Origin of the sequence: Pseudoxanthomonas putridarboris, assembly GCF_038321125.1 — a bacterium.
GTDB classification, from domain to species: domain Bacteria; phylum Pseudomonadota; class Gammaproteobacteria; order Xanthomonadales; family Xanthomonadaceae; genus Pseudoxanthomonas_A; species Pseudoxanthomonas_A putridarboris.
The window spans coordinates 91,016-104,763 of sequence record NZ_JBBWWT010000001.1; the positions used below are offsets into that span (position 1 = coordinate 91,016).

Annotated in this window: 10 protein-coding genes; 1 reads left to right on the forward strand and 9 read right to left on the reverse strand. The window is 64.9% G+C overall.

Annotated elements, in window-relative coordinates; translation table 11 throughout:
* Positions 1-6 precede the first annotated feature (6 nt).
* Genes AAD027_RS00465 through AAD027_RS00485 form a run of 5 tightly spaced genes read right to left on the reverse strand, consistent with a single transcriptional unit; the run spans position 7 to position 4,064 of the window.
* Positions 7-327 carry an EexN family lipoprotein gene (locus AAD027_RS00465; protein WP_341724049.1) on the reverse strand — a complete coding sequence of 107 codons (321 nt, stop codon included), beginning with the start codon at positions 325-327 and terminating at the stop codon, positions 7-9.
* A complete protein-coding gene (trbJ, locus tag AAD027_RS00470) occupies positions 324-1,055 on the reverse strand; it encodes a P-type conjugative transfer protein TrbJ (protein WP_341724050.1) in 732 nt (243 codons plus the stop codon). The genes AAD027_RS00465 and trbJ overlap by 4 nt, the downstream gene beginning before the upstream one ends.
* Positions 1,052-3,502, reverse strand: a complete 2,451-nt coding sequence (gene trbE, locus AAD027_RS00475; protein WP_341724051.1) for a conjugal transfer protein TrbE — start codon at positions 3,500-3,502, stop codon at positions 1,052-1,054. Before trbE ends, trbJ begins: the two co-directional genes overlap by 4 nt.
* Positions 3,499-3,768: a VirB3 family type IV secretion system protein gene (locus AAD027_RS00480; RefSeq protein ID WP_341724052.1), complete on the reverse strand. Its 270-nt coding sequence runs from the start codon at positions 3,766-3,768 to the stop codon at positions 3,499-3,501. The genes trbE and AAD027_RS00480 overlap by 4 nt, the downstream gene beginning before the upstream one ends.
* Positions 3,765-4,064, reverse strand: coding sequence for a TrbC/VirB2 family type IV secretion system protein (locus AAD027_RS00485; RefSeq protein ID WP_425605377.1), 300 nt, complete (start codon positions 4,062-4,064; stop codon positions 3,765-3,767). Before AAD027_RS00485 ends, AAD027_RS00480 begins: the two co-directional genes overlap by 4 nt.
* Positions 4,065-4,477: 413 nt before the next feature.
* Here AAD027_RS00485 and AAD027_RS00490 point away from each other — a divergent pair, with 413 nt between their 5' ends.
* Complete coding sequence (locus AAD027_RS00490; protein WP_341724053.1) at positions 4,478-5,512, forward strand: hypothetical protein; 1,035 nt, start codon at positions 4,478-4,480, stop codon at positions 5,510-5,512.
* Positions 5,513-5,912: 400 nt separating this feature from the next.
* Here the strand turns inward: AAD027_RS00490 and AAD027_RS00495 are convergent, their stop codons facing one another.
* From AAD027_RS00495 to AAD027_RS00510, 4 genes are all read right to left on the reverse strand, one after another.
* Complete coding sequence (locus AAD027_RS00495) at positions 5,913-7,103, reverse strand: metallophosphoesterase (protein ID WP_341724054.1); 1,191 nt, start codon at positions 7,101-7,103, stop codon at positions 5,913-5,915.
* Positions 7,093-9,714 (reverse strand): alpha/beta hydrolase family protein, encoded by a 2,622-nt coding sequence (locus AAD027_RS00500; RefSeq protein ID WP_341724055.1) that lies wholly within the window; start codon positions 9,712-9,714, stop codon positions 7,093-7,095. The genes AAD027_RS00495 and AAD027_RS00500 overlap by 11 nt, the downstream gene beginning before the upstream one ends.
* 286 nt (positions 9,715-10,000) lie before the next feature.
* Entirely contained in the window at positions 10,001-12,616 is a 2,616-nt protein-coding gene (locus tag AAD027_RS00505; protein WP_341724056.1) for a TonB-dependent receptor domain-containing protein, read from the reverse strand.
* A 130-nt stretch (positions 12,617-12,746) separates the two neighbouring features.
* The gene (locus AAD027_RS00510) at positions 12,747-13,739 is read right to left on the reverse strand and encodes a FecR family protein (protein WP_341724057.1); all 993 of its coding nucleotides are present in this window, start codon (positions 13,737-13,739) and stop codon (positions 12,747-12,749) included.
* Positions 13,740-13,748: the final 9 nt, after the last annotated feature.

Genomic DNA, 13,748 nt, shown 5'->3' on the forward strand with positions numbered 1-13,748 from the left:
GGCGGCTCACTCGTCCGTCGGCTCGGGCAACTGCGCCTCGGGAAGCGCCACCGGTTCCGGCGTGTACTTCGCCTTGCCATCGCCCATGAAACGCTGGCGCGTGGCCTTGGCCGCAGCGACGCACAACTCCTCGTCCACCGCATCCCAGTCCTCGCGGCACAGCCGCCGCACTTCCTTCAACCGTTCCGGGTCGCGGGCCAGTTCGTCGACGAGATCCGCCGCCGGCTCGGGGGTAGGCAGCGGCACCTCCAGTACCTGCGGCACGTCGCGGTTGCATCCGGCCAGCAGCACGGCCAGCCCCGCCAACGTCAAGCACACGATCTTCATGGTTCACCTCCGAACAGGCGCACGGGTTCGCCGGTGTACGGCGTGCGTTCGGTCATGAAGCGGCGGCGTTGTTCGCGCGCACGCGCTTCGGCGGCCACGGCGCGCGCCTGCTCCAGCGCCGTGGCGCGGCCCTGCGCCGCCTGCAACTGCTGCGACTGGATCAACTGCCGCGATTGCAGTGCCAGCAACTGGTTCGTGGCCTGTGCCGCCTGCAGGGCACCGGCGGCTGACTGGCTCTGTCCCACAAGATCCGACAGCACGGTCTCATCGTCCGCGACGTGTTCCACCACCTGCGCCTGTAGCGCAATCGCCGTGCGCAACGCCTCCAGCGAGCCCTGCCAGCGCTCCAGCGCATCCGCGCCCAGCCGGTCCCGCGACATCGCCGCGTCGTAACGCTCGGGATACAGCCGCGCGAACTCGCGCTGCGCCCGTTCGACGTCGAACGCCAATCCACGCGCCTCGTCGATCAGTCCTTGCGTCTCCGCCAGCGTCGCCCGCAACTGCGCCAGTGCGCTGAAGTCCAGCCCGGTCAGGTTGCGCGCATCGTTCATCAGCATCTGCGCTTCGTTCTGCAACTGCCGCACCTGGTTGTTGATCTGTTCCAGCGTCCGCGCCGCGGTAAGCATGTTCTGCGCGAGGTTGCTCGGATCGAGCACTACCCATTGCGCATGGGCCGGCGCAGCGGCCAGCCAGCCGGCGATGCACAGCCACAGCAGCGTCTTCTTCATGACACGCTCTCCAGACGAGGGGCCGACGCGTCCGCGTCGTGCCCCGGAAACTCTCCCAACAGATCTGCCGCCCAGTCGAGCCAGCAGTGGCGCAGCCAGGCGCCGGCAAAGCCGGGCGAGCCGGCGTCGGCCAGCACGCGGTCGATGTCGCGCTGGTGTTCCGGAGTCGAGGCCCCGGCGAACGCCAGCGCCACCGGCCCCAGGTCCAGGTCGAACAGCCGGTTACCCAACCGCGACTGGTAGTAGTAGTCGCGCTTGGGCTGGGCGCGGGCGACCAGCTCAATCTGCCGCGCGTTGAGCCCGAAGCTCTCGTAGACCGCGCGCAACTGCGGCTCGCCCGCCTGAGGGTTCGGCAGGAAGATCCGGCTCGGGCAACTCTCGATCAGCGCCGGCGCGATCGCCGACTGCTGCAGCGTCGCCAGCGACGGCACCGCGAACACCACCGACACGTTCTTCTTGCGCAGCACGATCAGCCACTCGCGCAGGCGTCCGGCGAACATCGGGTCGTCCAGGAACACCCACGCCTCGTCAAGGATCAGCAGGGTCGGCGCGCCGTCGAAGCGCCGCTCCAGCCGGTGGAACAGGTACGTCAGCACCGGCGGCACCGCGGCGCGCGCGTGCATCAGTTCCTCCATCTCGAAGGCCTGCACATCGGCACCGCCGAGGCGTTCGCTGTCGGCGTCCAGCAGCCGTCCGTGCGGCCCTTCCAGCGTGTAGGGCTGCAGCGCCTGCCGCAGCCGGTTCACCGGCAACAGCGCCGACAGCCCGGTCAACGTGCGTTCGGCCCGCGGCGCCGAAGCGAGACTGCCCAGCGCCGACCACACCGCCTCCTTGACCTCCGGGCCGACCTCGATGCCCTCGTGTGCGAGCAGTCCCGCGATCCAGTCCGAGGCCCAGCTGCGCGTCGCCGGATGCTCGATGCCCGCCAGCGGCTGGAAGCCGATCCCGCCGTCACCGCCCAGGTCGTAGTGCTCGCCGCACAGCCCCAGCGTCGTCGCCCGCGCCGAGCGCCCTTTGTCGAACATGAAGATCCGGGAAGCCCGATAGCGTCGGAACTGCAACGCTATCGCCGCCAGCAGCACCGACTTGCCGGCGCCGGTCGGCCCGACCACCGCCGTGTGGCCGACATCACCGACGTGGGTCACCAGCCGGAACGGCGTGCTGCCGTCGGTGCGGGTGACGATCAGCGGCGGCCCGTCCAGGTGCGCGTCGCACGGCTGTCCCGCCCACACGGCGGACATCGGAATCAGGTGCGCCAGGTTCAAGGTGGACACCAGCCCCTGCCGCACGTTGGCGTAGCAATGTCCCGGCACCGACGACAGCCAGGCCTCGACCGCGTTGAGCGTCTCCGACACCGCAACGAAGCCGCGTCCCTGGACCACGCGCTCCACCGCCTTGCGCTGCGCCTCGACAGCCTCCGCGTCGGCATCGCGCACCACCACCGTCATGGTGACGTAGCCGAACGCGACCTCATCGCTGCCCAGCTCCTGCAAGGCCGCATCTGCATCCGCGGCCTGATTCGCCGCGTCCGAATCCACCAACGGACTCTCCTGCTGGAAGATCGTCTCGCGCAGCAGCGCCACAACGCCCTTGCGCTTGGCGAACCACTGCCGGCGCAGCCGCGTCAGTTCGCGCTCGGCTTCCGCCTTGTCCAGGCAGAGGAAGCGCGTCACCCAGCGATAGCCGAAGCCGAGCCGGTTCAGTTCGTCGAACATCCCCGGCCAGGTCGAGCCGCGGAACCCGCGCACCGTCACCGCGCGCACGTGCGCCTCGCCCAGCTTCGGCGCCACGCCGCCGCTGAGCGGCGTATCGGCCAGCCAGGTGTCCAGGTACATCGGCACCGGCGACACCGCCACCGGATGCCGCACGTTCGACACCGTGCCATGCAGATAGGTCAGCGTCGCCGCGTCGTCCAGCCACGCGGCTTCCGGCATCACGCCGTCGAGCAGATCCAGGAACCGATCAGTCTCGGTCACGAACAGGTCGCGCTGCTGGCGCCAGTCCACGCCGCGCGGGCCGGACGCCTCGTACAGGAAGCGTCCGGCCCGCGCCTGCGACTCGGGCGGCGGCAGCCAGACCAGCGTGAGCCAGTAGCTGCTCTCGAAATGCGAGCCGGCCTCCTCGAACGCGCCGCGCCGCTCCGCATCCACCAGCCAAGACAATGGTTCGGGAAACTGCGAGTCGGGATACCCGGCCGCCGCCGATCGCGTGGCGTCCACGAAGATCGCCCAGCCCGACCCCAGCCGATTGAGCGCATTGTTCAAGCGCGCGGTCACTGCTACCAGCTCGCCATCGGTCGCGCTGTCCAGGTCCGGCCCGCGAAAGCGTGCGGTGCGCTGGAACGAGCCATCCTTGTTCAGCACCACGCCGGGTGCGATCAGCGCGGCCCATGGCAGGTAGTCGGCCAGTTGCGCGTTCTCGCGGCGGTATTCGGCCAGCGACATCATGGCGCTACGTCCAGATAGGCCCGGTGCTTCACGTGCCGGGCGAACACCTCGACGAACTGCGGATCGGCCTTGGCGCCCCACACCGCCAGCGCGTGGCCCGCGACCCACAGCACCAGGCCGGGAATCCACTGCTGCAACCCGATGCCGACGGCCGCCGCCAGCGTGCCGTTGGCGATCGCCAGCGCGCGCGGCGCGCCGCCCAGCAAGATCGGCGCGGTCAGTGAGCGGTGCAGCGGCACCTCGAAGCCGGGCACGTCGCCGCTCACGCTACCACCGCGCCGCCGGCGAACGAAAAGAACGACAGGAAGAACGACGAGGCCGCGAACGCGATCGACAGCCCGAACACGATCTGGATCAGCCGCCGGAACCCGCCCGAGGTATCGCCGAAGGCCAACGTCAGTCCGGTGACGATGATGATGATCACCGCCACGATCCGCGCCACCGGGCCTTCTATGGATTCCAAGACCGACTGCAGCGGTCCTTCCCACGGCATGTTGGAACCCGCGGCCCGTACGGACCCGGCGATCAGCAGCGCCATCATCAGCAGCACACCGCTGTCGATCCGTTCGGCAAACCAGCTACGTGCAGTGTCGTGCCCATCGATCACGGCGAACCTCCACAAAGGGGAAGTCACCGCCCCGGACCGCAAGCCGACTGATGCGTCAGGGGGAAGGCACGCCTCGCGGACCGGGACGGTGATGGGGCATCGTTCGTCCGCCGCGCACGCTCGGGTAGGGAGAATCGGAACCTCGCGCCTCACCTCCTCCCCGCCGCCCCAATCATCCAATCAGCCCAAGTCCGCCGGACTGCACCGCAGTACACCCGGCAAGCGTCCCGCAATACGGTCTCCCTGCATGGCAAAATCCCGGCGTCCGACCGGTCCTGGCCCAACTTGCGCACGGGCGGCGTTACCTCCAACATGAATGGGACAATCCGGCCGCTGCGTCGGGCTTGCGGGGACATGGGGGAGACATCATGGGGAATCTGGCCAAGCCGGTTCTGTGGCTCGTGGCGGCCTTCGCGATGGCGGGTTGCGCCTCAGTCTCGTCGCGCTTGTCGACGCCCGCCCCGCGCGACAACAACGGGCTTGTGTACAGCCTGCCGAACCGGCTGATCGACGTGCGGGTCGAGTTCTCGGGAGAGGGCCAGCACAAGCTCACGGTGGAGGGGGGCAGCTACTACCCCGACGCTGCGGACGAGTCCCGATACGTGGCAAGAATCCACAAGGGAAAGGTCGGCACGATCAAGGCAACGCTGGCAACGTCCGGCGGATTGCTGACCTCGGCGGACGCCAAGTACACGGGGCAATCGGCGGAACTCGCGAAGGCAATCGGGGCTGCAGCAGGCGTTGTTGGCAGCCGAAGCCACGGAGTCGTAACGGATGCGGCGGAATGCAAACGCACGCTAACGGTGACCCGCTCTCTGCCCCTATCCGAATTCACGGACTACAAGGCCGAATTCAATCCGCTGGACGGCGATCCCGCATGCGCCAACGTTTCCCTTGAGGTCAAGCGCATCGACGGATCGCCGCGTTCCCCGCCAAGCAGCACGCCCACTGCCGGCAAGCGAGCCAACGGACTCTGGTACCGGGTGGAACTGCCGTATCTAGTGACGGCGAAACTCGGCGACAGCGCCATCGCCACGGCACTGGTCATGCTTCCGGACGAATCTCCCCGGTACTTTGTTGGAATGGACGCGGGTATTTTCGCCGACGCGGACAACAAGATGGTCTTCACCAACGGGATGCTCACGAGCTACGAGAAGAGCAACGACAGCGAGGTCATCGCGCTGTTCAAGCTCCCGGCCGCGATCATCTCCGCGTATGCGTCGGCCGTGGGTGACATCTTCTCCAACTTCAGCACCGCGGAGAAGCACGAGGTCAACGCGGAAATCGCGAGGATCAACCGCGAACTGGTGCTGCAGAAGATCGAATCGTGCAACCATGCCATCTCGCAGAAGCAGCCGGCCGACGTCGTCAAGGAACTGTGCACAATCCCGCCGCTTCCGTAACTGCAATGCGCCCTATGGCATAGGGCCAGCCGGACCTCCGCAAAGGGAAAGTCACCACCCTGGCCGCGAGCCGACTTTGCGTCAGGGGGAAGGCACGTCTCGGCGGCCGGGGCGGTGATGGGACATCATTGGTCGGCAATATACAGCCGGGTAGGGAGAATCCGAAGCACACGCCCCGTCTCCCGTCGCACTACCCGATAGATTGCGCTGCAGTGCGCCCCGGTATCGACGCATCGGCCACAGCCCGAGCCCCGAAAAAGAAATCCCCTGCCGGGGGCCAGGGAAAGGGGTAAGCAGTCAAACGAACGCTGCTGGCGGCACGACGGAGAGAGTGTCGCCGTACGTGGCTATGAACAAAGACGCTGCGCGAGGAGAGACCCCCTACCCGCTCCAGCAGTTGTCATCTCGATGGAGATGCGTTGTCCGGCAGTGGTTCGCGTGAACCGTCCACGCGAGCCCGATACCAGGCGCCGTCGATCCGCAGCGCGGCTTCCATGACGGCGGCTTCCGTCTTCTCGTCGAAATGCGGATAGACCTGTACGGCGATGACCTTGCCGCCGTACAGCGGCGTCACCGCCGGCACGATCGTGTGGCCTACCAGGATCTTCTCCACCCCGAAGTGGCGGAGCGCGGCATCGACGTCGACCTGCGTCGCCTTCGGCGGTGCATCGTCCATCGGGAAGTAGCCGCGGTACCAGAGTGGTCCCGAGGACTTCATCACGAAGGTCGGCAACTCTCGATCCGCGTCGAGCGTGCCGTCCAGCACACCGCGCACCGTGGCGTTGATTTCGCCCAGCGACAGGTCCCGGTCGACCAGCTCGGGCGAGATGCCGCCATGCAGCAACAACAGGTCGCCAAGCTTGAGTACCGCTGGCTTGCTGCTCAGCCATTGGCCGAGCAGCGTCTGCGGGCCGAAGAGTTCGGAATACGCCGGGGCGCCGAACGCCTGCGCTGTCTGGACATACTTGGGATTGAGGTAGCGCGCGTCACCGCGCAAGACCATCGCCTCGTGATTTCCCAACAGCAGATGCACGGCGCCGCCGGCCGCGGCTGCCTCGGCTTCCAGCTCGTAGATGAGCCAGAGGATCTCGGTCTGGTGCGCGCCGCGGTCGAATACGTCGCCGAGGAACGCCAGGTGCCCGGTGCCGAACGTCCAGTGCAGCCGGTCGTCGATGACGCCCTGCTTGCGCAGCAGCCTGGCGAGGATCTCGTACTCGCCATGCGTGTCAGCTACCACGAGCAGCGGAGTGCTGGAGGATAACGGCGTCTCGTCCGGTGCCGGAGACGCCGGTGCACGCAGACGCACCTCGAAGGCCGGCAGTTTCTCGACCTCCCGGACAGTCACCTGCTGCCCGACCGCCACGGACTCGCTGCGAACCTGCTGCCCGCCGTCGCTCGGCTCCACCCACCGTGCGGCCCATCTGTCCTTTCCATCCATCTGCACATAGGGGCCATCCGTGGCTGAAGCCGGAGTCGCAAACAGCGCGCCCGGCGCCAGCAGCAGCATTCCGAGCAATGCAATGAAGAAGCTGATACGGCGGTCTCCGATCACGATCCTGTGACCTCGCTTCGGCGGTCCTTTATGGATCACGCGGAGCAACTCCGTTTTCGGTCAGGAAGTCGGACATCCGGCTCCAAAGGTCACGAATGTTGGCGGGCGACGACGGCGCATGCCCCTCGCCCCAGTAGCGCACATAGCGCACATCCTTTCCAGCACGCGTCAGCGCACCGTACATCTCGTCGAACTGCGACATCGAGAAGCTGTCCATGTCCGAGTGCACCAGCATCACCGGCGCGTCGATCTGCGGCGCCAAGAACACTGGGCTGTTTCGGATGTATGTCTCCGGATCCTCGAACGGCGTGCGGCCGATGCCGAAATCGCTGCCGGCCACGCTGTCGTAGCGCCCGAAGTCACCGAAGTACTTGCCGTACACGGAGGAGTAGACACCATTCGCCCCGAAGTAGTGGCTAAACAGGTCCGCCCAGCTGTTCATGGCGATCACGGCCTTGAATTTCTTCGAGTATGCCGCCGTGTAGAGCGCGGAGACGCCGCCTTGGCTGAAGCCGTACAACACCATGCGTTCCGGATCGGCCAATCCTTCTTTGACCAGAGCCTCCACGCCAGCCTCGACCACGCGGGGCATACCAGCGATCGAACCATCGTCCGTACGGATCAACGCCCGCGGCGTACTGAGGCGCGCGTAGGCATATCCCTTGCCGGCCCACAGGTAGGGCGAGACAGCGATCGGGTTCTCGATCCGCTCGCCGCCGTCCTTGCACCTCGGCGTGGTGTTCGGATACACCTCGACAATGAGCGGCAGCGGATGGCCACCACGATAGCCGGGCGGCAACAGCACGCAGCTTTCGATGGCCTGCGACGCACCGCCGTTGGGATCCTGCACCTCGTAGGACACCGCCTTCCACGTGCCCAGGTCGACTTCGGCCAGATGGGCATTGAGGCGGGCAATCTCCCGCGGCGCGGCGGCGCTGCCGCCCTCGGCCACCAGCAGCCGCGAAGCCTGCCCGTCCTCGGCGCGGAACAGCACCGCCCTGGAAGCGAGAGAACCAGCCAGCGGCGTGGCCTCGGCCGACGGAGCGTCGATCACGACATTCTCGCCCTCGTGGCCCTCGCGCAGATCGACCATCACGATCTTCGTCTGGCCCTTGCCGGTGACGTTGAACAAGGCCTCGTTGCCGTACTCCGAGCGGATGACATTGCTGCGCGTGGCGAAGGTGCCCGACGGCAGGAACCGAAAACGGCCCGGCAACTCGGGTGACAGTCGACGGTGCGGGTCATCGGCGTGAAGCCGATAGACGCCATCGTCGGCCACCACGGTCAGGGATCCGTCGCCCGCATGAACCGGGATGCCGGACACGCCAGGCAGGTTCGCCGTCAGGTTGCGGGAGGTGCCATCGGCAGACAACACATACCAATCCGGCTTTGAAAGGCCGGCCGGCCGCACGTCTTGGTAGGTGAAGCGCGGCGCCTGATCTTCCGATGCCGGAATGCGCCGGGCGAACATGGCCAGAGCGTCGCCCAGGAAGCTCACCCGCTCCGGACGCTGCAACCAGCCGCGTTCGCGCTCCGAAACCAGATCGAGGCCGACGTGGTCGTAGCGTACGGCACCGCCGGACTGCACGTCGATCACGTAGAAGCGCCCGTCGCGCGGCGTCTGCTCCGGCGTCCAGCCAAAGGCCGCCAGGTGACGACCATCGGGCGCCCAGGCGATGGTGTAGGGAAATAACTCCAGGCCCGGCGCGAGCGACCGCTTCTCGCCGGTCCGCAAGTCGAACAGAGCGAGGCGATAACGGCGCGGATCATCTTCCTGCAGCTTCGCCGGGTCGGTCGATCGCGGCTTGGAGACGGCCAGCGCCGCCAACCAGCGCCCGTCCGGGGACACCCGCAGATCAGCAAACAGCCCCTCTGCGAACACCCTGGTCCCGCCGGTGCGCGCATTGGCGCGCACTAGGCGTCCGGCCTCCTGCTGATCGGACAGATCCTCGGCCACGCTGCGGACCTCGCTGGCCGTCACCACGTCGCCGCGCCAGGCATCCTCCCAGGCCTTGGCCAGCGTTCGGCCGGTCTGTGCGCGCACGCTGGTCAGTTCCGGCGCCTCGCCTTCCGGCAGGGCAGCGAACACCAGTTCGTCATCGGATATCCAGACCGGGTTGTGGGCGCCATCGCGGCTGAAGGCCGGCGCCGGCTTGAACGGGACCAACTTTTCAGCGGTCATGTCGTACGCGGCCAGCGACAAGGCGCCCAGCCGGTACTGCATCACGGCGAGAAAGCGGCCGGAGGAAGAAAACCCCTGCAGATAGCTGTGGGGTGCCGGATCGACGCCCGGCAGCAACTCGGGCGCGCGCCCACTTTTCGGGTTGTAGCGCCAAAGTTGATGACCGCTGTGATATGCCGCGTAGGTACGGAAGCTGAAGTCGTCCGACTGCCCGTACGGACGCAACCGTTCGAAGACCAGCCAGCGGCCGGCCGGATCGCCGGCAGCGGCACCCGTGTTGCCTTCGACCTGTAGCATGTCGTCGACTGTCATCGGGTGTCGCTCCGCCGCCACACTCTGCATGGACAGCAATACGGCCAGGACGGCTGCAAGAACGGGTATGGTGACTCGGAGTCGGATCATGGAGGTAATCGGCTTCTCGAACACGGGGGCAACGCGGCCGGGCACAGACAGCTTGTTCTTCCCCATGCCGTTTCCCCGGTAGCGTCAGTGAAACGACGCCTCGACCATGCGGAGCACGGCGACGTCGACACCCATAAGACGTCACCGCGCATACCATTCCCTACCTGCCAGCCTGCATTCGCAGTACCGAGCCACACGAAGGGAACTCACACAGACACAGGCATGCCGCGCCAACCATGACGCGACACGTCCGACGATTGGATGTGGTCTAACGACGTGGCAATTCGGCCATGCCCATCACCCGCGAACAAATCAGGTTAATCCGTACCCATCCAATCACCTGACCAACGCATCACCAGTGTTTGCTAATCGATACGGTGATGTATCGCCCGATCGCCGAGTGATTAGTTGAATCGAAGGGAGCGTATCTCGGATTAGGTTGCGTGATGATAGGCGGATCGCGGTTAAACAAATTATCTACCGACAACGCCAAAGTTAGACCTGAAAGCGGAGTGCTTCCCGGCGCAGTCTCGTAACGCAACGTGCTGTCGAAAGTAGTGATTGAGCCAATCTCTTCCCGCGTGGCCGTGATCGTGTTCGTAATCCCAGAGGTGTAGTTGGCAAACGCGGAAATACTCAACCCACCGTAACTCCATATCGCTCCGAGTCGGCTGTTAATCTCTGCAGGAAAGTACACAGTCCCCGACAAGTCGAATGCATCCTGCCCCGAGATGTTTTGCTGGGACAGATCTATCCAGCTGGCGCCGCCGCGGAAGACTAGCTGCCCCACGGGTAGATCGAACCGAAAGCTTCCGGTCAAATCAAAACCTTTGGCTTGTTGGCTGGCGACGTTGGTGTACTGAGCCGAAACGATGGCGACTACTTTATTCGGATCGTAGGCGAGTCCCGACTGGTTATAGAACGCGTCATTGTAGGTGGCGATCAACTCCTGCTGCTGATCAATCGTTGGGCCATACTGGATGAACGACGCATACTCTTCGGGATTACGCAGGCTGTTAAGAACGTTCGGAAAGGGATAGGCAACCCGTTGCGTGTAGTCGATCGAGAAGAACGTAAGCTCAGCATCGAGACCAGGCAAAGCCTCAGGGTGGAAAGCTAGGGATGCTGTCCAAGTACGAGCACGCTCGGGCTCAAGGTCACGATTGCCGCCGAAGGACATCAGCACCGTCTCATCAGCAGCACAGGATGTGCAACCAACCTGTTGAGCCCTCCACACGTAGGTGAATCTGTTAAAAACTCTTTGATTCAAAGTTGGGACTTTGAATGATCTCCCCCAGGAGGCCTTTAAGGTGAAATCCCGGTTCGGATCGTAGATGACGCCCAACTTCGGCGTGGTAACGCCACCAAAAGTGTCATAGTCTTCGGCACGCACAGCGGCACTGAATTCAAGCCGCTGTGCGCCAGGCCTGGCGTTGTCTGCACCAATCAAAGGCAGCGATAACTCACCGTAGGCGTAGCGTCCTCGTTGTTCGCCTTCATAGTTGGTGTTCGTCAGGAATGACTTGTTTGCGAATTCGTCACGGCGCCCTCCGATACCAATTGCCAACCTCATGTCTCGCGAACCGAATGAGACCAATGACCCTTCGGCCCCCAACTCCCATGACATGGTCTCGTTGCAATAGCAGCCATTGGCCGATGTCGTCGCGACACCACCCGTAGTCGTCACGGTATCGAAGACATTCTCTCCCTTACTGCGCGATGCACCCACGGTCAGCGACCAATCATGCGCTAGAGACAACTCCAAACTGGGCGCTACCGATGTAATCGTTGACAGCCAGCTTCCCGCGAAATTCTGGGTTGCACTCGACTCGAAGCTCGATGCGTCGCGCACGGTCCTCAACATATCCAAGCGCAATTCCGCACGCTCACCAAAGCGCTGGTACGCACTAACAAGACCGCTCCGCAATTTGCTGCCGTTGTAGAGAGTCGCTGGGTCCGCCATTGACTGGGTGTAATCGCGCTGATCAGCGAACAAGGGATCTTGGCTGGACTTTGTGAAAGTTCCGATAAACCCGCCGGAATCCCACGTCTCCCCTACAGCGGCGTTGAACTCTTGTCTTTCGAGGCCTCCATCTGTCGAGTCCCCATACAGCGCTCCCAGTGCCACCCCCTCAAAATCGCGCTTGAGAATCACGTTGGCGACGCCGCCCACTGCATCAGAGCCGTAGATAGCCGAGGCACCATCCGGAACGATCTCGATGCGCTCGACCGCCTGGATAGGAATTGCGCTGATGTCCACCGCTTGGTTGGTCGAGTCATAACTCAGGCGACGTCCATTGAGTAAAGTGAGCGACGCATCGGGGCCGAGTCCACGTAGATTCAGCGCTGAACCACCACTATTGTTTCGGTTGGTAGCACTGCCAGCGGTAGCACCTACATTTACCCCGGGATTCTGTCCGCCGCGAAAGTTCTGCGGAATGCTCCGGATCACCTCACCAAGATCCGTGAAGCCTTCTTGCTGAAACTGCTCCTCGCCCATCACGATCGTCGGCGATGGGGTAGTCCCTCCACGGATCCGGGTGCCTGTCACGGTCACCGTTTCCAGTTCCTCTACTTCGGCTTCCTTGACCTGTGTGGTTTTCGGATTGTCACGAGGAGCGGCTTTCGGCTCTGCCGCCGGCGCGGCGCCCTTCTTGATCACCACTGTCTTGTCGTTGACGCGCTCGGCTACCAGTCCGCTGCCCTCCAGCAGAAGCCGAAGCGCCTCTGTCGGCGTGTGGCTTCCGGTCAATCCGCTGCTGCGCTTGCCCTTCAGCAACTCGGGCGGATAGATCAGCTGGATGCGGCTTTCGGTGCCGAATCTGGAGAGCACTGTCTCCAGGTCGCCCCCCGCGATGCTGTATGTCTGCGCCTGGCCCTGCGCGTATGCCGTCGCCGGATACGTCATCGCGCCGCCCATCAGCAGGATCGCGTTGAGAATCGCAACCTGCAGTGTGTTCTTCCTCATGCCGTTCCCCGGGTTGTGTCAGTGGAGCGACGTTCTCAACCGCGCGAGCCGCACGATGACGTCGACGCCCATAAGACGGAACCACGGAATTCTTTCCCTACCCCCTGCCGAACCGCGGCAAGGGCGCAGGCTAGTCGCGCCGGTAAAGGACGATTTCATCGGCTGAAGGACGTTCGGCCCGCAACGACCAGCCGTGTTCCAGCGCCAGGATCAGCGAGTCCGGATCGTTGCCATAGAACTGGCCGCTGATCTGGAGATCGTTCAATGCCGGCTGGCCCAGACGGATCTTGGCGGTGTTGTAGCGGTTCATTTCCTCGGCCACCTCCTTCAGCGGGCGGCCACGGAACACCAGTTGGCCTTCGGTCCAGCCCCGTGCGACCTCCGGATCGAAGGCATGCTTGTTCCAGCGGCCGCCGGCATCGAAGTCCAGTTGTTCGCCCGGCGCCAGCGTTGCCACGCGCGGCTCGCCCGCAGCAGCAGCGGCGCTGACCTCGACCACGCCCTTCATCAGCATGACCTCGACGCCGCCGGTACGCCTGCGCACCTGAAACTCCGTGCCGACGGCGCGGACGGTCCCCAGGTCGGTATGCACCAGAAATGGCCGCCTGGGCTGCGGCGCCACCGTGAACTGCGCCTGGCCGCGTTCCAGCACCACTTCGCGGCGCAGGCGGCTGTAGCGCACGGCCAGCGCCGAGTCGGTATCCAGCAGGGCGACGGAACCATCGTCCAGCGTCAACGTGCGCCGCTCGCCGACAGCGGTGGCGTAGTGTTGCTCGGGTTCCGCGGGATTCCAGCTGCGCCAGCCGATCCCCAGCGCCAGCACCACGACTGCGACACCGGCCAATGACGTTGCCCAGCGCAGTGCGCCCCGCCGCCGGCGCCTGCGTTCCATCCGTTCGCGGGCCATCCTGGCCGCAGCCCGCAGGCGCGGATCGTCGCCGGCCTGCGCGGCCAGGTGGAACACACGCTCCACCTCTGCGTAGGCCGCCGCGTGCGCCGGGTCGGCGAGGCGCCAGCGTGCGCAAGCGGCGCGATCGGCCTTGCTGCAATCGTGCATCTGCAGGCGCATGAACCAGCGTTCGGCCTCATTGCGCTCGGTCTGTTGTCCTGATGTCGGCATCATGCCCATATC

Coding starts and splice junctions, on each gene's coding strand:
- AAD027_RS00465 (WP_341724049.1), bottom strand. CDS start 327: ATGAAGATCGTGTGCTTGACGTTGGCGGGGCTGGCCGTGCTGCTGGCC.
- trbJ (WP_341724050.1), bottom strand. CDS start 1,055: ATGAAGAAGACGCTGCTGTGGCTGTGCATCGCCGGCTGGCTGGCCGCT.
- trbE (WP_341724051.1), bottom strand. CDS start 3,502: ATGATGTCGCTGGCCGAATACCGCCGCGAGAACGCGCAACTGGCCGAC.
- AAD027_RS00490 (WP_341724053.1), top strand. CDS start 4,478: ATGGGGAATCTGGCCAAGCCGGTTCTGTGGCTCGTGGCGGCCTTCGCG.
- AAD027_RS00500 (WP_341724055.1), bottom strand. CDS start 9,714: ATGGGGAAGAACAAGCTGTCTGTGCCCGGCCGCGTTGCCCCCGTGTTC.
- AAD027_RS00505 (WP_341724056.1), bottom strand. CDS start 12,616: ATGAGGAAGAACACACTGCAGGTTGCGATTCTCAACGCGATCCTGCTG.
- AAD027_RS00510 (WP_341724057.1), bottom strand. CDS start 13,739: ATGATGCCGACATCAGGACAACAGACCGAGCGCAATGAGGCCGAACGC.